Here is a 21,413-nt window from a genome sequence, read left to right on the forward strand (position 1 = left end):
GCTCAACCGCCGCCCGGGGTCCCGCGAATGGTATCGATCATCAGCTGCACATTGTCCGGGCTCGCGTCCGGCGTGATCCCGTGGCCGAGGTTGAAGATATGCGGCCCCTTGGAGAACGCCTTCACCACATGCTGCGTCGCCGCCACCAGCGCCTGGCCCCCCGTCACCATATGCTCGGGCGCAAGGTTGCCCTGCACGCAGCCGTCGATCTGCACATTCGCCGCCGCCCATTCCGGGCTGACCGAGTTGTCGATGGCCACGCAATCCGCCCCCGTCCGGTGCGCGAACCCGATATAGCCCTGCCCCGCCTCGCGCGGGAAGGCGATGACCGGAATGCCCGGATGCCGCGCCTTCAAAGCCGCAATGATCTTCGCCGCCGGGGCCTCGGCGAAGTCCTTGAAATCCTGACCCTTCAGCGACCCGGCCCAGCTGTCGAACAGCTTCACCACCTCCGCCCCCGCCTCGATCTGCGCCGACAGGTATTCCACCGTCGCGTCCGAGATCTTGTCGATCAACGCCTGGAACGTCGCCCGATCCTCAGCCTTCAACGCATGCGCCGCGCCCTGGTCCTTCGAGCCCTTCCCTGCGATCATGTAGGTCGCCACCGTCCAGGGCGCGCCGGCAAAGCCGATCAGCGTCGTCTCCTTCGGCAGCTCCCGCGCCAGGATCCGCACCGTCTCGTAGACCGGAGCCAAGGTCTCGTGGATCGCCTCCACCGGCTTCAGGTTCGCGACCTGCCCGGGAGTGTCCGTCGTCTCCATCCGGGGGCCTTCGCCGGTCTCGAACCACAGCTTCGGGCCCAAAGCCTGCGGCAGCAGCAGGATATCGGCAAACAGGATCGCCGCATCGAACCCGTACCGCCGGATCGGCTGCAGCGTCACTTCGGCCGCCAGGTCGGGCGTGTAGCAGAGGCTCAGGAAATCCCCCGCCTTCGCCCGCGTCTCGCGGTATTCCGGCAGGTACCGCCCCGCCTGACGCATCATCCAGATCGGCGGGGTCGGCAGCACCTCGCCCTTCAGGGCGCGCAGGATCGTCTTGGTCATCGCTTGTCCTCTTGTCGCCCCATGGGTCGGCTCTGCGCCCCCGCTTGTCAAGAGTTGTCAGGCGCGCCTGACACCGTTAAGCCTAGGCGCATGAGCGATGATCTGCCCACCCCCGCGAAGCCCCTCAAGATCGGCACCCGAGGTTCCCCCCTCGCCCTCTGGCAGGCGCACGAGACGCGCCGCAGCCTGATGGCCGCCTTCGCGCTGCCCGAAGACGCGTTCCAGATCGCGGTGATCAAGGTCACCGGCGACCAGATCCAGGACAAGGCCCTGCGCGAAATCGGCGGCAAAGGGCTCTTCACGCGTGAGATCGAAGAGGCGCTCCTCGACGGCAGCATCGACATCGCCGTCCACTCGATGAAGGACATGCCGACGATCCAGCCCGAGGGCCTGATCCTCGACTGCTACCTGCCCCGCGCCGACGTGCGCGATGCATTCGTGTCTCCCCGCTACGCCAGCATCAGTGACCTCCCCCAAGGCGCCACCGTCGGCTCCTCGTCCTTGCGGAGACGCGCCCAACTCGCGCTGCGCCGCCCCGACCTGCAGCTGGTGGAGTTCCGCGGCAACGTCCAAACCCGGATGCGCAAACTGGACGAAGGCGTCGCCCACGCCACCTTCCTCGCCATGGCCGGCCTCACCCGCCTCGGGATGCTCGACGTCGCCCGCTCCGCCATCGCGCCCGAGGAAATGCTCCCCGCCGTCGCCCAAGGCGCCATCGGCATCGAGCGTCGCACCGACGACCCGCGCACCGCCGCGATGCTCGCCCGCATCCACGACCAGGCGACCGGCCTCCGCCTCGCCGCCGAACGCAGCTTCCTCGCCACCCTCGACGGCTCCTGCGAAACCCCCATCGCGGGCCTTGCCGTGATCGAAGGCGACACCCTCTGGCTCCGCGGCGAGCTTCTCCGCCCCGACGGCTCCGCCAACGTCGCAGGAGAGCAACGCGGCCCCATCGCACAAGGCGTCGAGACCGGCCGCGCCCTCGCCGAAACCCTCCTCACCCGCGCCGGGCCGAACTTCTTCCACTAGGCACCGGCAGCCGGGAAAAGAAGGCCTCGCCCCTGCCAAGCCGCTGCACCTTCCCGGGGCGTCCTTGACCCGACACGGTATGCTCGACTGTCCAGTTTCCAAGGCTCTGGCACTGAAACCCGACTTGCCTTATTCGGAAATCCGGACCACCCCCGTGGGGCAGTCCCTGACGGCAGGCCAGTCAGGCAAGACCGGCGGCGCAGCAACAAGGTCATGGCGCATGAACAACCGGACTGTTGCAAGATTCGTCGTGATGCGTTTCAACGTCGAATTTCCGGGCTACGAACATCTCGACACCAATTCCAGGGATTGGCTTGACTACCGGCTTGCACTTGCGGAATTGACCGCCTTTCATTCCCTGAAACTGCAAAGCCTGAAGACTTTCAAGCTCGTCCTCCTGGTCAACAGCGCCACACCCGAAAGCTTTCTCGAGGCACTCAGACACGCGACGCAGGGTCTGGATGTCATTTTCCTGCAGGCCGAAAGCACGTACCCGCGAAACCTGCCTGCCACCTTGCTGGAAAACACCGATGCCGGATGTATGGCAATACAGACATCGCGCCTAGACAGCGACGACATGTTCCACCCTGACTACCTGAGCACGATCGATGAGTATTGCGTCGGGAACAATCTTTACCCCGAACTGGCAAGGGAAGCCCGGTACTTCCGATTTCCCCATGGCCAGGACTACCTGACACACCGCGCCCGCTACAGCCGGATCCTCTATCCGGGAAATGCGTTCGGAACATTGATCGAGCCCGTGAATGGCAAGGTAATGACCGTCTTCTGCGACAATCACAGGCGCATGGCAAAACGGTTCGTTTCCTATTCCCTTGTTGAAGACAGACCCATGTGGTGCCGCATCATCCATGGCAGCAATCTGTCAAACAAACCCCGCAAACCCTTGCCCCTTGCGGGGCATTTCCCGGTTCATCCGGATCTGGTCGAATTTGCCAGACACCCCGCCGTTCACCCGCCGCAAAAGCATGAGCCCGCCCCTCGCCCGGCACTGCTGGAGGCAAGGCGTGCGCGCCGAAGGAACAGACGGTTACAGGGTACTGTACCGGGAGCCACCTGACTCCCGCCCTGCCGTGACTCCGCTCTGGGACCAGCACGGCGTCCGCCGCAACTGCCGGGCCAAAGGTGCAGACAGTGCAGCTAGTGTCTGCCCGCCTCCTCCAGCGCCAGCCGCGTCTCCACCAGCCGCACCAAATGCGCCGCTGCGTCGGTGACATTCGACGGCGTCAGCAGGTCCCAATGCGCAGGCAGCATCCAGACCGCCTCATAGCTTGTGGGCTGCATCCGCACCCCGTCCAGATCGGCCCAGAGTCCATAGTCGAACTGCCGTGACATCGCCCCCCAGCCCTTGCCTGCGAAGCCCAGGTTCAGCACCATCTGCCCGCGCGGCACCTCGACCCGCAGCTGATCGAGGTCCGAACTCTGCTTCACCACCTTCCCCCCGAACCGCGCCTCCAAAGCCCCGGCCACCGCTTTGCGCAGTTTCGCAGGCGTCACCGGCACCGCCTCGGCAAAGTCCGGCACATGCGGTGCGGGCGGCCCCGCCGCCTCGCCCGCCAGCCCCTGCAGCCGGATAAATCCCTCGATGCCCCCCGGTTCCGCCGCCAGCCGAGCCAGAGTCTTCACATTCTGAAACCGCAGATCCGGCCGCGTTTGCCCCCCGGCCTCGACCTCCTCCACCAGCGGCAACCGCGCCAGCAAGGCCGCCTGGTCCGAAGCCGCCAGAAAGGCCGGATCAGCCGCCGCATAGGCGGACAGCTGGTCGGCATAGTCTTCCCGGTCCCGCTCGGTCAGCCGGTCCAGCACCGCCAGCCGCCGCAACACGAATGTCGACGGACAGCCGCGCAACAGCGGAAACCCCCGCGCCGCCTCCTCTCGCCGATGCGCCCGAACCCCGTCCATGTCACCCCCGCTCGTCACGACCGTAGGGTGCGCTACAGCGCACCGCGCGTCAAACCCCGCCCGGTAACGCGAAAGATCTGGGCGTGGCCCACAGCCAAGCCTGCGCCCCCTCCAAGCCGCCCCAGAGCCCCCGACACTTGCCCATGTCCAAAATACTCCCGCCGGAGGCAGCTCCCCATCCCGTTCAAGACAGGCTCAAGTCCGCAAGAGACCCCCGCACACCGCCTCAGACCCCGCGCGCCTCCCGTAGGGTGGGTCGTTCTGCGCCCTTTTCGGCGCAGGTCGACCCACCGCCCGAAAAGATAAACAAACCCCTAACGCCCGCGCCCAACTCCTTGAAATCACGTCACTCATGGCCTTTGTCCACCGTGGACACCTCACACAACCTCCCCCCGGTCCAGCCGCGCCAGCACCCCCTCCGCCCCCGCCAGAACCGCCTCGCGATGGCCCCCGTCCATCCCGTCCCAGACCCGGTACATCTGCCCCATCCGCGGGTTCCCCCTGAACCGCTCCCGATGCCGCACCAGGAAGTGCCAGTAGAGCAGGTTGAACGGGCAGGCCCGCTCCCCCACCTTCTCCTTCACCCGGTAACGGCACCCCCCGCAGTGATCCGACATCCTGTCGATATAGGCCCCCGAGGACACATAGGGCTTCGACCCCAACACCCCCCCATCCGCGAACTGGCTCATCCCGATGGTATTCGGTGCCTCCACCCACTCGAAGGCATCCACGTAGACCGACAGATACCACTCATGCACCGCCCCCGGGTCCACCCCCGCAAGCAGTGCGAAATTCCCCGTCACCATCAGCCGCTGGATGTGGTGGGCGTACCCCAGGTCCCGCGTCTGCCCGACAGCGGCCTTCATGCAGGCCATCCCCGTCTCACGGCCCCAATACACCCCCGGCAGCGCGCGCGTATGCCCCAGCGCATTCCCCTCCAGATACTCTGGCCCCTTCAGCGCCCAGATCCCCCGCACATACTCCCGCCAGCCGATTACCTGCCGGATGAACCCCTCCGCCGCCTGGATCGGCACCTTCCCCGCTTTCCATGCCGCCTCCACCGCAAGACACACCTCCATCGGCCCGAGAAGCCCGATGTTCAGGTAAGGCGAGATCACCGCATGGGAGAGGTAAGCCTCCCCCTCCAGCATCGCGTCCTGCTCCTCCCCAAACCGAGGCAACCGCTCCTCAACGAACTCCCGTAGCGCCGCCAAAGCCCCCGCCCGATCCGTCGCCCAGCGAAACGGCCGCAGCCGCCCAAAATGCTGGAAGCGCGCTTCCACCAGCCCCAACACCTCCTCCACCACCGCGTCCAGAGCGAAGTCCCTCGGCCGCGGCCGCAACAGGTCCGCCTTCGCCGGCTTCCGGTTGTCGTGGTCAAAGTTCCACTGTCCACCCGCCGGCTGATCCCCCTCCATCATCAACCCGGTCTTCCGCCGCATCTCGCGGTGGAACCACTCCATCCGCAGCTGCTTGCGGCCCTCCGCCCAGGCCGTGAACTCGGCTTCCGAACACAGAAACCGGTCATCCTCCAGCACCCTTACCGGCACCGGCAGCGCCTCCATATCCCGCAGCACCCGCCACTCACCGGGCTTGGTCGCGATCACCTCCGAGGCCCCGAACTCCCCCGCCCGCCGCAGAAGCTCCCCGGAAATCGTCTGCGCATTCATCGGATCGTCCAGCTCGGAATAGGCGACCTGCCAGCCTTCCGCCTTCAGCCCCGCTGCAAACTTCCGCATCGCCGCCAGGATCAGCGCGATCTTCTGCGGATGGTGCGGCACGCTCGTCCCTTCCCCCATCACCTCCGCCATCACCACCACGTCCCGCGCTTTGTCCGCCGCCCGCAGGGCCGCCACCGAAGGCGTCAGCTGGTCCCCCAGCACCAGCACCAGCCTCACCACGGCACGACCTCGCCCTTCCAGTCGTAGAACCCGCCCGAGGCTTCCGGTCCCAACCCCTCCAGCACCCGCAACAGATTCCCCGCCGCCACCTCCGGGCGGACCGAGGGATGCCCCGCGCGCAAGGCAGGCGCCAACCCCGTCTCCACCGTCCCCGGATGCAGGCTGACAAAGACCGACAGCGGATGCGTCCGCTTCGCCTCCACCGAGGCCGTCCGCACCAACTGGTTCAGCGCCGCCTTCGCCGCCCGATAGCCGTACCAGCCGCCCAAGCCATTATCCCCGATCGACCCCACCCGCGCCGACAGGACCGCGAGCTTCGACACCCGATCCCGCGGCAACAGCCGCAAGGCATGTTTCATCACCAGCGCCGGCCCCACCGCATTCACCGCAAACTGCGCCGCCAACCCCTCAGTCGTCACCGCCTTCAGCGTCTTCTCCGGCCCGACGCCGCCAATGACCAGCGCCCCCGTCGCCACGACCACCAGATCAAAACCCGGCTCCAACCGCGCGAAGGCCGCCGCGACCGACGCTTCGTCCGTCACCTCCAGCCCATCGCCCGACCGCGACAGCGCCGTCACGACCGCGCCACTCCGCCGCAACTCCGCCACCAGCGCCGCGCCAATCCCACCGGACGCCCCCACCACCAATGCCCGCATCCCGCCTCCAAAAGCCGTCGCCCTCAGATAGCGCCCAGAAAGCACGCGACCATGTCTTGCCTTTTGCCAAATACTCCCGCCGGAGGCTCCGCCGGCGCCCCAACCTCTCGACGCCACGCGCCGTCCGCGGATGCGCCGCCGAGCGGGCCCTCAATGGGCCCCGAGGCGGCTCCCCCGTCTGGGAAAAGGTTAAGTCCACCCTAATGCGGGCGACCAACCAATTGATTTTCTTGAAGTGCGAAGGCCCGTCCCGCGTGGACAGGCTCAGGCGACGATCTCGCGCGGGACGATGAAATCGACCGTGACCCCGGACCCGAAAGTCACCTCAGACCAGTCCGCCACGTCGAAGTCCGCCACCAGCGTCGCCCCGGTCGGGTAGCGTGAGAACTCCGGGTTCGACGGCGGATGCGCCACCAGTCGCGCGGCAAAATCGGCGATGCCGGGGTTGTGCCCGATCATCATCACCACATCCGCCTTGGCATGCCGCAGCACTGCCATCATCACATCCGGCCCGGCATGATAGAGCGCCGGTTTCAGCTCCAGCACCGGAGCCCCCGGCAAAGCCGGCGCAATCCCCGAAAACGTCTTCCGGGTGCGGACGGCATCCGAACACAAGACCTCCCCCGGCACGTAATCGCGAGAGGCCAGCCACTGCCCCAGATCCGCCGCAGCCGCCTTGCCGCGCTCGTTCAGGGGCCGGTCGTGGTCGGGGGTCAGCGGGTCGTCCCAGGAGGATTTCGCGTGCCGCGTCAGGATCAACCGCTTCATCTGTGGAACTGCCTCATGTGATAGGCCGACTGTTCCGGCAGTCTTGCATAGCTTTGCGACACCGGGCAAGCGCGGCGCACAAGGCAGCCGCCCGACAGGCACTCCGCCCCCTCCGACCGGTCGAGCCAGGCGTGGCAGGCGGGCACGTCATACCCCGCCCCGGTCAGCGCCCCGGCCGGGCAGGCGGTCAGGCAGGGGGCCGCACAGGCGTCACACGGCTTCGCCACCGGCGGTGGCACCTCCAACGCCTCCTTCAAAGCCAAGGCCCCGCGGAAACTCACCATCAACCCTTGCCCGGAATGCACCAGCAGCCGCACCGGGCTGTCCCAGACCCGGCCCGTCCGCAAGGACCAGCGGTAGAACGGATGGTACGGCGGCCCGCCAAAGGGAAACAGCGCCTTGGCCCCCAGATCACAGGCGATCCGCCCGATCACGCGACGAGACCAGCGATCCACCGGGTCAGGCCCGCCCCACTCTGGCTGAGCCTGCAGATGCGACCAGAACCCAGGCTCCTTAGGGCCAAGCAGCAGCAAAGTCCGCGTCCCTGCCGGAAAGCCCTCTTCCCCCTCGGCAACCGCGAAGCCACCCAAGACTTCCAGGTGCTCACCGGCCAGCAACGCCTCTAGCGCCGGAAGGGCAAACCCAGGGTCCACCCCAGCCGCGCCGGTCTTTCGTCCTGCCATTCCAGTCCCACCGTCATCGCGTCATGCCCTGCCTTTGGTTGTGGCACATGCGTCCCGAAAATCCGGTCCCAAACCGACAGGCAGAAGCCGTAATTGCTGTCATGCTCCTCGCGATGCACCGAATGGTGCACCCGGTGCATGTCCGGCGTCACCACGACCAGCCTGAGCACCCGGTCCAGCCACCCCGGCAGTGCGAGGTTGGAATGGTTGAATAGCGCCGTCCCGCTCAGCAGGATCTCGAACACCAGCACCGCCAGCGCCGACGGCCCCAAAAGGTAGACCAGCCCGATCTTCAGCCCCATCGAGGCGAGGATCTCGACCGGATGAAACCGGAACCCCGTGGTCACGTCCATGTCGCGGTCGGCATGGTGGACCCGGTGAAACCGCCAGAAGAGTGGCACCTTGTGCGTGACCAGATGCTGCGCCCAGATGGCAAGGTCGAGGATCAGGACCGCCAGCACCAGTTCCAGCCACCCCGGCAAGTCGAGCCTGTTCAGAAGCCCCCAGCCCTGAGCCTGAGCATCCATTGCGGCCCCGATGGCAAGAAGCGGCAGCGCCACGGCCATCCCGCGCAGCGCCAAAGTGTTCAGCACGGTAATCGCCAGATTGGTCGTCCACCGCCGCCCCCGCGACAAGCGGCGCTCACGGCGTGGGACCAGCGCCTCTAGCCCCGCGAAGAGGGCGAAGAGGCCAAAGAACACCCCACCACGCCAGAGAAATTCCTGCTCCATGCGGCCACCCTACACCCGATTCGAGCGCAGAGTTAACAGGCCGATGCGCATACCTGCGTTTGCATGGAAGGAATATGGAAATCATACGCCGGGAATACGCCAGAAACCCGGGCATTTCAGCCGGTTAACGCCCCGCCCTCTCAGCGCCGGACATGCGGCTTCACCCGCGGCTCGGTGCTTCGGATCTGGCTCCCGGCGCCGTGGTCGGTGAACAGCTCCAACAGGCAGGCGTTCGGCACCTTGCCGTCCAGGATCGTCACCGCCCGCGTCCCCTGCTCGATCGCCATCAGCGCGGTCTCGGTCTTGGGGATCATGCCTCCCGAGATAACGCCTTCCTCGGTCATCCGGCGGATCTCCTCGGGCGTGATCTGAGTCATCACCTGACCCGAGGCATCCTTCACCCCCGGCACGTCCGTCAGGAGCAAGAGCCGGTCCGCCTTCAAGGCCCCCGCAATCGCCCCCGCCGCCGTATCGCCGTTCACGTTGAAGGTCTCGTTGTCCTTCATCCCCGTCGCGACCGGAGCCACCACCGGGATGATCCCGGCGTTGTAAAGGTCGCGCAGCACCTGCACGTTCATCTCCACCGGGCGGCCGACATAGCCCAGTTCCGGATCATCCGCCTCGCAGACCATCAGGTCGTCGTCCTTGCCGGAGATTCCCACAGCCCGCCCGCCCGCATCCATGATCGCCTGCACGATCCGCTTGTTGACGAGGCCCGACAGGATCATCTCCACCACCTGCACGGTGGCCTTGTCCGTGACCCGCTTGCCCCGGACGAACTCGGACTTGATCCCAAGCTTATCAAGCATTTCGTTGATCATCGGCCCGCCGCCGTGGACAACCACGGGATGCACGCCGACCTGCTTCATCAGCACGATGTCGCGGGCAAACTCGGCCATCGCCGCATCGTCGCCCATCGCGTTGCCGCCGAACTTTACGACCACCACCGCGCCCTCGAAGCGCTGCAGGTAGGGCAGCGCCTCGGACAGCATCTTCGCGGTCGTCTTCGCATCCTCGGCGGTCAGGGTCTGCTGCTTCATCGGGGCCTCCATCGTTTCGCGCCGCATAAGCCTTTTCCGCCCCCCTGCCAAGCCTTGCCTTCCCCGCCGGGAAGCGTAGCCTTCCCGTGAAGGAGACCGCAGATGTCCGAACAGAAGACCCTGGTGCTTACCGGCGCAAGTCGTGGGATCGGCCATGCCACCGTCAAGCGGTTTGGCGCCGAGGGCTGGCGGGTCCTGACCTGCTCGCGCCAGCCATTCGACCCGCGCTGCCCCTGGCCGGGGGGCGAGGAGAACCACATCGAAATCGACCTCGCCGACCCCAACAAGACCATCGCTGCCATCGAGACGATCAAGGCCAAGGTCGGCGGCCGGATCCATGCCCTGGTGAACAATGCCGGAATCAGCCCAAAAGGCCCGGGCGGCGCGCGGCTGAACACGATGACCACCGACCTGCGCACCTGGGGCCATGTCTTCCACGTCAACTTCTTCGCCCCCGTGATCCTTGCCCGGGGCCTGAAGGACGAACTGACCGCCACCAAGGGCTCCATCGTCAACGTGACCTCCATCGCCGGGGTCCGGGTCCACCCGTTCGCGGGGGCGGCCTATGCCACGTCGAAGGCTGCGCTTGCGGCGCTGACCCGGGAAATGGCCCATGATTTCGGACCCCTGGGCGTTCGCGTCAACGCCATTGCACCGGGAGAGGTCGAGACCGCGATCTTGTCGCCCGGCACCGACAAGATCGTGGAAAAGCTGCCGATGCAGCGCCTGGGCCAGCCGAAAGAAGTGGCCGACGTGATCTGGTTCCTCTGCTCCGACCAATCGAGCTACATCTCGGGTGCCGAGATCGAGGTCAACGGCGCGCAGCACGTCTGACCGAGGCTCATCGCTTCCTTCGGTCGCTCTTCGCGAAACGCCCCGCGAAGAGCGACCGAAGGAAGCGATGAGCCGACCTTTGCACCCCCCTCGCCGGTCTGGCATAAGGGCGCATCCCGAAAGGTCCGGCCATGCTCGACGACACTGACGACATCCACCCGCTGTTTCACGGCGCGCCCAAGGGACTGGAGTTCCGCAAGCTGCGTAAACGCCTGGTGCAACAGGTGCGTGAGGCGATTGACACCTACGGCATGGCCCGCGCAGGCGACCGCTGGCTGGTCTGCCTGTCGGGCGGCAAGGACAGCTATACCCTCCTCGCCATCCTGACCGAGCTGAAATGGCGCGGCCTCCTGCCCGTCGACATTTTGGCCTGCAACCTCGACCAGGGCCAGCCGAACTTTCCGGCGACGGTCCTGCCCGAATTCCTGACGAAGATGGGCGTTCCGCACCGGATCGAATACCAGGACACCTACTCGGTGGTGATCGACAAGATCAAGCCGGGCGGGACGATGTGTTCGCTCTGCTCGCGCCTGCGCCGCGGCAACCTTTACCGAATTGCGCGCGAGGAGGGCTGCTCGACCGTTGTCCTCGGCCACCACCGCGACGACATCCTCGAGACGTTCTTCATGAACCTCTTCCACGGCGGGCGCTTGGCCTCGATGCCGCCGCGGCTTCTGAACGAGGACGGCGATCTTTACGTCGCCCGCCCCTTAGCCTTCGTGTCCGAGGAAGACTGCGGCAAGTTCGCCGGCGCGATGGGCTATCCGATCATCCCTTGCGATTTGTGCGGCAGCCAGGAAGGCCTGCAGCGCGCCCAGGTGAAGAAGCTGCTGGACGAATGGGAGGCGCGGACCCCTGGCCGCCGACAGGTCATGTTCCGGTCGCTGATGAACGTGCGGCCCTCGCATCTGGCCGACCCGACGCTGTTTGACTTTGCGTCACTCACTGTCGCCCCGGGAGATAGCGAAAATTCTTCGCAACTTTCGGGGGAGCGTTAACGAACTTATCATGAACATCCGCCTAGCCTGACCCTGAACCGCGGGCGTCCTGCCCGTCTGCCTCGGGGGCGAATGCATGACTCTTGCGCTGCAACGGCTGGCGAACCATTCGCTGCAGATCCTGGCCCTCCTGCCGCTCCTTGCCTTGTCGGCCTACTGGATTGGCGGCGAACACGCACTTGCCGTGCTGGCGGTGGCGCTTCCCCTCGCGGTCCTCGCCCTTGGGCGCATGCCGGTCCCGGTGATGTCCGGCGCGGTGGGCGATCAGGTGATTGCCCGACTTGATGCCATGCTTGCGGAAACCCGGACCAAGGGCGGATCGACTGGCTGCCTTGTGATCCAGTTCGACGATGCCGCCCTTCTGTGCGACCGGCTGGGCCGCACCCGCCAAAGCGAGGTGCTGTCGGCCTGCGTTGCCCGCCTGCGCGGTGCCCTGCGGCCGGGCGATCTGCTCTACACGCTGGAAGACGGCAGCCTTGCGGTCGTGCTTGCGGCCTCGCCCCGGCTCGATCCCGAAATCATGGTCCGCATCGCAGCGCGGCTGCAGCTTGTCGCGCAGCAACCGGTGTCGCTGTCCTCGGGGCCGGTGCAGGTCACCTGCTCCATCGGCTTCTGCTATGCGCTGCAACTGGCACAGCCCAGCGGTCGCGCGATCCTGGATGCCGCCCAAGTCGCCGGGGATGAGGCCTCAGCCTGTCTTCCGGGCGCCATTCGCGGCTTCTCCGCTGAACTGGCTCGGGCCCGCGCCGACCGTGACGCGCTGCGCGCCAGCTTTGCTGATGCCGTCGACAAGGGTGAAGTCCGCGCCTGGTTCCAGCCGCAACTGTCAACCGACAGCGGTGAGGTGACCGGGATCGAAGCGCTGGTGCGCTGGCAGCACCCCGAACGCGGCTGCCTGACCCCCGCCGCCTTCCTGCCCGCCATCGAAGGCTCCGACCTGATGGAGCTTCTGGGCCAGACCATGCTGACGCAGTCGCTCGCCGCGCTGGCAGAGTTCGACCGCAAGGGTGTGCACATTCCGACGGTCGGCGTGAACTTCTCGCAGCAGGAACTGCTTGATCCGCAGCTGCCCGAACGGCTTAACTGGACGCTTGACCGGTTCGGCCTCGCCCCCTCACGCCTGACCGTCGAAGTCCTGGAATCCGTGGTGGCAGGTGACGGGGACGACATCCTGGTTTCGAACATCGGCCGGATCGCAGCGATGGGCTGCGGCATCGACCTGGATGATTTCGGCAACGGCCATGCCTCGATCACCGCGATCCGCCGCTTTGCGCTGAACCGGCTGAAGATCGACCGCAGCCTGGTCCAGAACGTCGACCTGAACCGCGACCAGCAGAACCTGGTCACTGCAGTCCTGTCGCTCGCCGAACGTCTGGGGCTTGAGACGCTGGCCGAAGGCGTGGAAACTCCCGGCGAACACGCGCTTCTGGCGCAGCTTGGCTGCGGTCACGTCCAGGGCTACGTCATCGCCAAGCCGATGCCGGTCGAGGATCTTGCCCAATGGCTTGATGCCCACCGCAAGAAACGGGCCGAGGCCCTGCGGATCGGTGTCCGCGCGCGCTAGGCTGCGACCCAACGGCTCGGTTGCCAAGCGTTCAGACCCCGACCTCGATGCCCAGACCGCGCTCGCGCGCCCGCGTCACCGCGACTGCGGCCACCGCAAGGTCTTGCAAGCCAACCCCGGTGCCGTCGAACAGCGTGATCTCATCCGGCCGGGTACGTCCAGGGTGACGCCCGATCAGCACCTCGCCCAGGGGCCGAATGGCAGTCGCGTCCAGAAGACCTGCCGCCACCGCATGTTGCGCCTCGCCGATCGTCACCGACTGCGCGACCTCGTCGGCAAAGACCGAAGATGACGCTACAAGACGGGGCTCCACTTCCTGCTTGCCCTTCGTATCGGTCCCCATGCAGGACAGATGCGTGCCGGGCGCGACATGGTCCGCCACAAGGCTGGCGGCGGGTGAGGAGGTGATGGTCACGATGACCTCCGCCTCGCGCATGCGGGGCAGGTCCACCGCTTCGAACGGCAGGCCCAGTTCGGCCGCGACGGCGCCCAGCTTTGGCAGCATCTCGGGGTGCAGGTTCCAGGCGATCACCCGTTCGAACCGCCTGACCCGCGCCGCGGCCCGCAGCTGGAACGCCGCCTGATGCCCGGCGCCGACGATGCCCAGCACCTGCGCCTCAGGCCGGGCCAGCCGGTCGATGGCAATCGCCGAAGCCGCCGCTGTCCTGAGGGCCGTCAACAGATTTCCCCCCACCATCGCCACCGGCCGCCCCGTCTCAGGGTCGAACAGGAAGACCGAGGACTGATGGTTGATCAGCCCCTTCGCCGCGTTCCCCGGGAAATACCCCCCAGCCTTGACGCCCAACTGCCCGCCCGCCCGGTCGAGCCCCGACTTGAAGCCATACTGCCGCCCCTCGCCCAGCGCCTCGCGCACCACGGGGAAGTTGTAGGCATCCCCGCGCGCCATGGCGGCAAAACAGGCCTCGACGGCGCGGAAGGCGTCGTCCGCAGTGACAAGCGAGGCGATCAGCGCCTCGGGGACAATCAGCATGACGTGCTCCTGATCTGCGGGCCAAGTAAGCGATTTTTCGCAGAAAAATCGTGCCTCAATAGGCCTTGCCCCGCGCCGAAACCGGCCAGACGCTTTCGACTTTGCCGTTCCGGACGCCCACGTACCAGTCATGCACGTTGCAGGTCGGGTCGCAGTGGCCGGGGATCAGCCGCAGCTTGTCGTTCACCTTCAGCACGCCCTGCGGGTCTTCGACCACGCCATGTTCGTCGCTGCATTTGACGTACTTCACGTCATCGCGCCCGAAGATCACCGGAAGGCCACTATCCACCGACTGCGCCTTCAGCCCCGCATCGACGATCGCCTTGTCGGCCTTCACGTGGCTCATCACCGATGTCAGGATGAAAAGCGCATTCTCCCATTCCCCCCGGTCGATCCGGTTGCCGTCCTTGTCCAGGATGCGGCCGTAGTCGGCATCCATGAAGGCGTAGGAGCCACACTGAAGCTCGTTGTAAACCCCGGAGTTGCTTTCGAAATAGTAGGACCCGGTGCCGCCACCCGAGACCAGCTCCGGCTTCAGGCCAGCCGCCTCCAGCGTATCGACGCAGGCTTTCACCTGGGCGATGGCCGCATCCAGTTTGGCCTTGCGGTCCTCGTACTTGTCCATGTGCTGCATCGCGCCCTGGTAGGCCTGGATGCCGGTGAACTTGAGGCCCGGAGCGGCGGCGACGGCCTTGGCGATGGCCACTACCTCCTCGGGCGTCTTCACCCCGCAGCGGCCTGCGCCGCAGTCGATTTCGACGAAGACCTCGATCTGGGTGCCATGGCGAACCGCCGCCGCCGACAGGTCCGCCACATTCGCCACGTCGTCCACGCAGACGATGGTCCGCGCCCCCAGCTTCGGCAGCCGGGCCAGCCGGTCGATCTTGGCCGGATCGCGCACCTGGTTCGAGACCAGCACGTCCTTGATCCCACCGCGCGCGAAGACCTCGGCCTCACTGACCTTCTGGCAGCAGACGCCAACCGCGCCGCCCAGGCGTTCCTGCAGCTTCGCCACATCGACCGACTTGTGCATCTTGCCATGCACCCGGTGCCGCATCCCGTGGGCCTTGGCATAGTCGCCCATCTTGACGATGTTCCGCTCCAGCGCGTCGAGGTCCAGGATCAGGCAGGGCGTCTGGATATCCTTCTCATCCATTCCCGGCAGGGCCGGAATGTCATACCCCACCTCAAGCCCTTGAAAATCCGTGTGCTTGTTCATGGTCTTCAGCCTTTCATCCAGGGAAGTTTGTCCAGATCGACGTTGCCGCCGGTGATGATGATGCCCACGCGCTTGCCCCGGAAGGCCGCGCGGTTCTTCAGGACCACGGCCAGCGGCACCGCGCTGGAGGGTTCCATTACGACCCGCAGGTGCTTCCAGGTCAGCTTCATCGCGTCGATGATCTCGTCCTCGGAGGCCGTGTAGATCTCGCTGACGTGGGTCGACACGAAATGCCAGGTCAGGTCCTTCAGCGGCACCAGCAACCCGTCGGCGATGGTCTTCGGTGCATCGTCGGCGATGATATGCCCGGCCTTGAAGCTGCGATAGGCGTCGTCGGCCTGTTCCGGTTCGGCGGCGATCACCTTGGTCTCCGGCGCCAGCGTCGAGAGCGTCAGGCAGGTGCCCGAGATCATCCCGCCCCCGCCGATTGGCGCGACGACCATGTCGAGGCCGCCCGTTTGCTCCATGAACTCACGCGAGCAGGTGCCTTGCCCGGCGATCACGCGGGGGTCGTTGTAGGGGTGGACGAAGTCGCCACCGGTGCGAGCCTGCACGTCGGCAAAGGTCGCCTCGCGCGAAGTGGTCGAGGGTTCGCATTCGGTGATGACGCCACCGTAGCGGCGGACGGTGTCCTTCTTGGCCTGCGGCGCGGTGCGCGGCATGACCACGTTGCAGGGGATGCCGCGCAGCATGGCTGCGTAACTCAGGCAGGACGCGTGGTTGCCCGAGGAATGGGTGGCAACGCCCAGCTTCGCCTGGTCGTCGGTCAGCCCAAAGACCGCGTTCGCCGCACCGCGCACCTTGAAGGCCCCCGGTTCTTGGAAGTTCTCGCATTTGAAGAACAATTCGCACCCGGCGAGTTCATTCAGGTAGTCCGAAGTGCGGACCGGCGTCTGACGGATATGCGGGCGAATGCGGTCATGCGCGGCCAGCATGTCGTCGTAGGTGGGGATCAGCAATCCGTTCATGTCCTTCATTTTCCTGCCCTTTCCGCCAGAGACCCAAATTTCTTGAGTAAGAAATTTGTCAAAATCCTTTCTCAAGGATTTTGGGCCCCTACTCCGCCGCCATCGCCAGGGCCGGAACCGTCCCGCGATAGTACTCCTGCGCCGCCGCTACACCGGACCCGAGCGTCACCGGCCAGCCAAGATCAGCCATGCACATCTCGGCCACGCACAGGCCCGACAGCACCATCGCCTCGGTCAGCATGCCCAGATGCCCGATCCGGAAGACCTTGCCCGCGACCTCTCCGAGGCCCACGCCGAAGGCCATGCCGTACTTGCTGGCCGCAAGCTGCACCAGCGCCGTCCCGTCACATCCGGCGGGGACCTTCACCGCTGTCACCGTGTCGGAGTAAAGGTCCGGCGAGGCCGCGTAGGGTGTCATCCCCCAGGAAAAAACCGCGCGACGAACCCCTTCGGCCAGCCGATGGTGGCGGGCGTAGACATTCTCCAGCCCCTCGCTCTCCAAAAGGTCGATCGAATGCGCCAGACCCGCGATCAGGCCCACGGCGGGCGTGTAGGGATAGCCGCCGCGCGCATAGGCCGCCAGCATGTCCTTGAAATCGAAGAAGGTTCGCGGCAGCCGCGCCGTCTCCATCGCGGCGATGGCCTTGGGCGAGGCGCCCAGGATGGCCAGTCCCGCTGGCAGCATGAAGCCCTTCTGGCTCCCCGCCACCGCGATATCCACGCCCCAGCCCGCAAAGTCGAACGGCATCGAGGCGATGGACGACACCCCATCCACAAACAGCATCGCCGGGTGTCCCGCCGCATCAAGTGCCCGCCGGATGCCCGCGATGTCAGACTTCACCCCGGTCGCCGTCTCGTTATGCGTGGCCAGCACTGCCCGGATGTGGTGGCCCTTGTCCGCCCGCAGCGCCTTTTCGATCGCCTCAAGCGGCGCGCCCTGACCCCAGGGAGTTTCGATGATTTCGACGTCCAGCTTGTGCCGCTGGCAGAGGTCGATCCAGCGATGGCTGAACATCCCGAACCGCGCCGCCAGCACCGTGTCGCCGGGCGAAAGGGTGTTGGTGATCGCCGCCTCCCAGCCCCCCGTGCCAGTGGACGGGATGACGATGACCTCGCCCTCAGCCATCCGCAGAACCCGCCGCACCCCTTCCACCGCTGGCTTGAACAATCGCGCAAAGGCAGGCGAGCGGTGATCCAGCGTGCCCATGTCGCAGGCCTTCCGCACCGAGTCGGGGACGTTCGTCGGGCCGGGGATGAAAACCGGGTTCTGCATGGACATCGGGCAACTCCCTGAAAGATCGCCCAGAAAAGCTACGCCCTGCGGCGGATGCGCACAATTTTTTCGAAAAGATTTTTCACTGTCACACATCCATGCTATTCCCTAATCCACTCAATGACTTGTGCTTTTTCACGAACAGGAGGCCCCGATGGCCCAGAAACCCCGTGGCCGCCCGAAGGCGTTCAACGACAAGACCGACCAGAACACCGTGCAGGCCTTGGACCGCGGCCTCGACATCCTGACCCATGTCGCGCTGAACCCCGGCCGGACGCTTTCCGAGATCGCCGAGGACACCGGCGAGGCCATTGCCACCGTCTTCCGCGCGCTTGTCACGCTCCAGGGCCACGGCATGGTCGAGGTCGACGAACCCGGCCAGTTCTGGCACATCGGCCCCGGCGCCTTCCGCGTGGGCTCTGCCTTCCTGCGCCGGACCAAGGTCGTCGAACGCGCCCGGCAACCGATGGACGCGCTGATGCGCGAAACCGGCGAGACGGCGAACCTGGGGATCGAGGTCAAGGACGAGGTCTTCTTCGTGGCCCAGGTCGAAACCTATGAGGCGATCCGTGCCTTCTTCCCCCCCGGCACCCGCGCGCCGATGCACTCCTCCGGGATCGGCAAGGCGCTCCTCGCCTGGTACCCCGAGGAGAAGACCCGCGGCATCCTGGCCCGCAAGGGGCTGGAGAAGTTCACCTCCCTGACCATGACCAGCGACTCGGCCCTCCTCCGCGACCTCTCCCGCACCCGCGACCGCGGCTTCTCCATCGACGACCAGGAACGCGCCGAGGGGATGCGCTGCGTCGCGGCCCCGATCTTCAACGCGCATGGCGAGCCGGTAGCAGGCCTTTCCGTCTCGGGCCCCGCCTTCCGCATGGGCTTGTCCGATGCCACCCGGATAGGCGCCCTCGTCAGGGCAGCGGCGGACCAAGTGACGGAAGCCACCGGCGGCACCCAACCGGCGTGACGCTTTCGACATGGGCGGGTCGGTCGGGGGCCAGACGGCGCACTCCGACCGGCTAGACAGGCGGAAAAGCGAGGGACCGACCGTAATGACCAAGCCCAACCTGTTGATCCTCATGGTCGACCAGCTGAACGGGACGCTCTTCCCCGACGGCCCGGCGGAATTCCTGCACGCCCCGAACCTCAAGCGTCTGGCCGCCCGGTCGGCGCGCTTCAAGAACTGCTACACCGCCTCACCCCTCTGCGCCCCCGCGCGGGCAAGCTTCATGTCCGGCCAGCTCCCCTCCCGCACGAGGGTCTACGACAACGCCGCCGAATTCGCCTCGGACATCCCGACCTACGCCCACCACCTGCGCCGGGCAGGCTATCAGACCGCCCTCTCCGGCAAGATGCACTTCGTCGGCCCCGACCAGCTCCACGGGTTTGAGGCGCGCCTGACCACCGACATCTACCCCGCCGATTTCGGCTGGACCCCGGACTACCGCAAGCCGGGTGAGCGGATCGACTGGTGGTACCACAACCTCGGCTCGGTCACCGGGGCTGGGGTGGCCGAAATCACCAACCAGTACGAATACGACGACGACGTGGCCTTCCAGGCGATCCAGAAGATCTACGACCTGTCGCGCGGACAGGACCCCCGCCCCTGGGCGCTGACCGTCAGCTTCACCCACCCGCACGACCCCTTCGTCGCCCGCCGCAAGTACTGGGACCTCTACGAAGGCGCGCCGGAATGCGAACCGCCCGAACCTGTGGCGTACGAGGACATGGACCCGCATTCCCAGCGCCTGATGGACGCCTGCGACTGGCGCGGCATGGAAATCACCCCGGACCACATCCGCCGCGCCAAGCGGGCCTATTTCGCCAACATCTCCTACATCGACGACAAGATCGGCGAGATCCTTGGCGTTCTGGAGGCCACACGTCAGGACGCCCACATCGTCTTCCTGTCCGACCACGGCGAGATGCTTGGGGAGAAGGGCCTCTGGTTCAAGATGAACTTCTTCGAAGGCTCGGCCCGCGTCCCCCTGATGATCGCCGCCCCCGAAATGCCCGCGGGCCTTGTCGAAACTCCCGTCTCCTCCATCGACCTGGCCCCCACTCTTGCAGCGCTGGCAGGTATCTCAATGGAGGAAGTCGCGCCCTGGACCGAAGGCGTCAACCTGATCCCTGTCGCAAACGGCGCGGCCCGGGGACCCGTGGCAATGGAATACGCCGCCGAAGGTACGATCACCCCCATGATCGCACTGCGGGAAGGCGCCTGGAAATACATCCGCTGCCCTGCCGACCCCGAGCAGCTTTTCGATGTGGCGAACGACCCGGGGGAGACGGCGAACCTGGCGGATGACCCGCGCGTGGCAGAAATCCTGCAGCACTTCAGAACCCTTGCCGACCAGCGCTGGGACCTCGCCGCCTATGACGCCCAGGTCCGCGAAAGCCAGGCCCGCCGCTGGGTGGTGTACGAGGCGCTCAGGAACGGCGCCTATTTTCCCTGGGACCACCAGCCACTCCGCGCGGCCAGCGAGCGCTACATGCGCAACCACATGGACCTGAACGTTCTGGAGGAAAGCAAACGCTTCCCGCGCGGCGAATAGGTAGGGTGGGCGCCGCGCCCACCCTACGCGGTCACGCCGCGGCCAATGCCTCGATCTCGATCATCAGACCCGGAACTGCCAACCGGCTGACCCCCAGCAAAGTCATCGGCGGCCGCACCCCGGCCGGACCGAACCGCATTCCCAGCAGGTCAAAGTTCCGCAGGGCTGCGTCCACGTCGGTGGCATAGACCGTCAGCTTCACCACATTGCCCAGCCCCATGCCGGCCTTCGCCAGAACCGCCTCCAGATTGTCCAGGACCAGCCCGACCTGGCCCCGCATGTCGCCCGGAAACTGCGGCGCGCCCGTCCCGTCCACGGCGGTCTGCCCGGCGCAGATCAGCTGGCGACTTACGCCTTCCAGCATTTCGCCCTGATTGTAGCCCAGCGCCAGCGACCAGTCCCACGGGTTTACGGCGGTGCGTTGCATGTCATTCTCCTTGTTGACTGTTGTCCGCCCGGTCTAGGGTGAAATGGTGCCACGATCTGTCACCAAATCCTGCTGCAGCACACCATGGACAGCCGCACCCGCCAGGACACCCTGATCCGCCACCTCCGCCGCAGCAGCACGGCGACGGTGGCCGAGCTTGCGCAGGAAACCGGTGCCTCGCGTCGCACCATCCTGCGCGACATCGGCGCATTGCGGGACCAGGGCTTCGTCATCCATTCCGAGGCCGGCCGGGGCGGCGGGCTGCAGCTTGATCCGCAGTCGGTGCAGACCACCCCGCGCCTGACGGTGGCCGAGGTCTTCGCGCTGCTGATCAGCGTCGCGGCCATGCGCGCGGCGGGCAGCCTCCCCTTCGCCAGCCTGGCCGATGCGGGCCTGGCCAAGATCGAACGCGCCCTGCCGCCCGACCGGCTGCGCGACCTGCGCCGGTTCCTCGACTGCCTGAATGTCGGCCAGATCGCCCCGGAACAGGACCTGTCGGACCTGCGCCCGATGGATGCGCGCCTGCTTCCAGCCTTTGAGGCGGCCTTCCTGAACCGCCAGCTTCTGCGCTTTCGCTACCGCGACGCCAAGGGCGGGCGGACCACGCGCAAGGTCGAGCCGCAAGCGATGCTTATCCTGCCGCCGCTCTGGTACCTCGTCGCCTGGGACCCGGCCCGCGACGGGTTCCGCCATTTCCGCATGGACCGGATCAGCGCGCCCGAGCCCTTGCCCGACACCAGCTTCCGCCGCCGGCATGTCCCGTTCAAGGCCGATGTCTGCCCCTACCGCGCCGTGCGCCGCCGGGCCTGAGGG

At 66.4% G+C, this 21,413-nt stretch carries 21 protein-coding genes; 8 read left to right on the plus strand and 13 right to left on the minus strand.

Annotated elements, in window-relative coordinates:
- Positions 1-2: 2 nt before the first annotated feature.
- Positions 3-1,043: a uroporphyrinogen decarboxylase gene (gene hemE, locus AC2EAL_RS08190; protein WP_484723703.1), complete on the minus strand. Its 1,041-nt coding sequence runs from the start codon at positions 1,041-1,043 to the stop codon at positions 3-5.
- A gap of 90 nt (positions 1,044-1,133) precedes the next feature.
- On the opposite strand from hemE, the gene hemC reads away from it, so the two are divergent.
- Both hemC and AC2EAL_RS08200 read left to right on the plus strand, forming a co-directional pair.
- A complete protein-coding gene (gene hemC, locus AC2EAL_RS08195; protein ID WP_484723704.1) occupies positions 1,134-2,072 on the plus strand; it encodes a hydroxymethylbilane synthase in 939 nt (312 codons plus the stop codon).
- Between the two features lie 64 nt (positions 2,073-2,136).
- A complete protein-coding gene (locus AC2EAL_RS08200) occupies positions 2,137-3,150 on the plus strand; it encodes a glycosyltransferase (RefSeq protein WP_484723705.1) in 1,014 nt (337 codons plus the stop codon).
- Between the two features lie 80 nt (positions 3,151-3,230).
- Here AC2EAL_RS08200 and AC2EAL_RS08205 read toward each other — a convergent pair whose 3' ends face one another.
- From AC2EAL_RS08205 to argB, 7 genes are all read right to left on the minus strand, one after another.
- Positions 3,231-3,992: a hypothetical protein gene (locus AC2EAL_RS08205; protein WP_484723706.1), complete on the minus strand. Its 762-nt coding sequence runs from the start codon at positions 3,990-3,992 to the stop codon at positions 3,231-3,233.
- Positions 3,993-4,369: 377 nt separating this feature from the next.
- Complete coding sequence (locus AC2EAL_RS08210; protein WP_484723707.1) at positions 4,370-5,893, minus strand: cryptochrome/photolyase family protein; 1,524 nt, start codon at positions 5,891-5,893, stop codon at positions 4,370-4,372.
- The gene (locus tag AC2EAL_RS08215) at positions 5,887-6,549 is read right to left on the minus strand and encodes an SDR family NAD(P)-dependent oxidoreductase (protein ID WP_484723708.1); all 663 of its coding nucleotides are present in this window, start codon (positions 6,547-6,549) and stop codon (positions 5,887-5,889) included. Before AC2EAL_RS08215 ends, AC2EAL_RS08210 begins: the two co-directional genes overlap by 7 nt.
- A gap of 264 nt (positions 6,550-6,813) precedes the next feature.
- Positions 6,814-7,317, minus strand: coding sequence for a SixA phosphatase family protein (locus AC2EAL_RS08220; RefSeq protein ID WP_484723709.1), 504 nt, complete (start codon positions 7,315-7,317; stop codon positions 6,814-6,816).
- Positions 7,314-8,000 carry a ferredoxin gene (locus AC2EAL_RS08225; RefSeq protein ID WP_484723710.1) on the minus strand — a complete coding sequence of 229 codons (687 nt, stop codon included), beginning with the start codon at positions 7,998-8,000 and terminating at the stop codon, positions 7,314-7,316. The genes AC2EAL_RS08220 and AC2EAL_RS08225 overlap by 4 nt, the downstream gene beginning before the upstream one ends.
- Entirely contained in the window at positions 7,940-8,731 is a 792-nt protein-coding gene (locus AC2EAL_RS08230) for a sterol desaturase family protein (protein WP_484723711.1), read from the minus strand. Before AC2EAL_RS08230 ends, AC2EAL_RS08225 begins: the two co-directional genes overlap by 61 nt.
- Positions 8,732-8,871: 140 nt before the next feature.
- Complete coding sequence (gene argB, locus AC2EAL_RS08235) at positions 8,872-9,771, minus strand: acetylglutamate kinase (RefSeq protein ID WP_484723712.1); 900 nt, start codon at positions 9,769-9,771, stop codon at positions 8,872-8,874.
- Between the two features lie 102 nt (positions 9,772-9,873).
- Between argB and AC2EAL_RS08240 the strand changes: the two genes are divergently transcribed.
- From AC2EAL_RS08240 to AC2EAL_RS08250, 3 genes are all read left to right on the plus strand, one after another.
- Positions 9,874-10,605, plus strand: a complete 732-nt coding sequence (locus tag AC2EAL_RS08240; protein ID WP_484723713.1) for an SDR family NAD(P)-dependent oxidoreductase — start codon at positions 9,874-9,876, stop codon at positions 10,603-10,605.
- A gap of 131 nt (positions 10,606-10,736) precedes the next feature.
- Positions 10,737-11,603 (plus strand): tRNA 2-thiocytidine(32) synthetase TtcA, encoded by an 867-nt coding sequence (gene ttcA, locus AC2EAL_RS08245; RefSeq protein ID WP_484723714.1) that lies wholly within the window; start codon positions 10,737-10,739, stop codon positions 11,601-11,603.
- A 76-nt stretch (positions 11,604-11,679) separates the two neighbouring features.
- Entirely contained in the window at positions 11,680-13,167 is a 1,488-nt protein-coding gene (locus AC2EAL_RS08250; protein WP_484723715.1) for an EAL domain-containing protein, read from the plus strand.
- Positions 13,168-13,198: 31 nt separating this feature from the next.
- On the opposite strand, the gene bhcD is transcribed toward AC2EAL_RS08250, so the two are convergent.
- From bhcD to bhcA, 4 genes are all read right to left on the minus strand, one after another.
- The gene (bhcD, locus tag AC2EAL_RS08255; RefSeq protein ID WP_484723716.1) at positions 13,199-14,158 is read right to left on the minus strand and encodes an iminosuccinate reductase BhcD; all 960 of its coding nucleotides are present in this window, start codon (positions 14,156-14,158) and stop codon (positions 13,199-13,201) included.
- A gap of 55 nt (positions 14,159-14,213) precedes the next feature.
- Positions 14,214-15,377 (minus strand): 3-hydroxy-D-aspartate aldolase BhcC, encoded by a 1,164-nt coding sequence (bhcC, locus tag AC2EAL_RS08260; protein WP_484723717.1) that lies wholly within the window; start codon positions 15,375-15,377, stop codon positions 14,214-14,216.
- A 5-nt stretch (positions 15,378-15,382) separates the two neighbouring features.
- Positions 15,383-16,345 (minus strand): beta-hydroxyaspartate dehydratase BhcB, encoded by a 963-nt coding sequence (bhcB, locus tag AC2EAL_RS08265; protein WP_484723956.1) that lies wholly within the window; start codon positions 16,343-16,345, stop codon positions 15,383-15,385.
- 88 nt (positions 16,346-16,433) lie between these two features.
- Entirely contained in the window at positions 16,434-17,624 is a 1,191-nt protein-coding gene (gene bhcA / locus AC2EAL_RS08270; RefSeq protein WP_484723718.1) for an L-aspartate--glyoxylate aminotransferase BhcA, read from the minus strand.
- Between the two features lie 148 nt (positions 17,625-17,772).
- On the opposite strand from bhcA, the gene bhcR reads away from it, so the two are divergent.
- Together bhcR and betC are read left to right on the plus strand one after the other, a co-directional pair.
- Positions 17,773-18,585: an HTH-type transcriptional regulator BhcR gene (gene bhcR / locus AC2EAL_RS08275; RefSeq protein ID WP_484723719.1), complete on the plus strand. Its 813-nt coding sequence runs from the start codon at positions 17,773-17,775 to the stop codon at positions 18,583-18,585.
- A gap of 85 nt (positions 18,586-18,670) precedes the next feature.
- Positions 18,671-20,173 carry a choline-sulfatase gene (gene betC, locus AC2EAL_RS08280; protein WP_484723720.1) on the plus strand — a complete coding sequence of 501 codons (1,503 nt, stop codon included), beginning with the start codon at positions 18,671-18,673 and terminating at the stop codon, positions 20,171-20,173.
- Between the two features lie 31 nt (positions 20,174-20,204).
- On the opposite strand, the gene AC2EAL_RS08285 is transcribed toward betC, so the two are convergent.
- Positions 20,205-20,600, minus strand: a complete 396-nt coding sequence (locus tag AC2EAL_RS08285; RefSeq protein WP_484723721.1) for a RidA family protein — start codon at positions 20,598-20,600, stop codon at positions 20,205-20,207.
- Between the two features lie 84 nt (positions 20,601-20,684).
- On the opposite strand from AC2EAL_RS08285, the gene AC2EAL_RS08290 reads away from it, so the two are divergent.
- Positions 20,685-21,410, plus strand: coding sequence for a helix-turn-helix transcriptional regulator (locus AC2EAL_RS08290; RefSeq protein WP_484723722.1), 726 nt, complete (start codon positions 20,685-20,687; stop codon positions 21,408-21,410).
- Positions 21,411-21,413: the final 3 nt, after the last annotated feature.

It is taken from the genome of Tabrizicola sp. T74, from assembly GCF_057219935.1.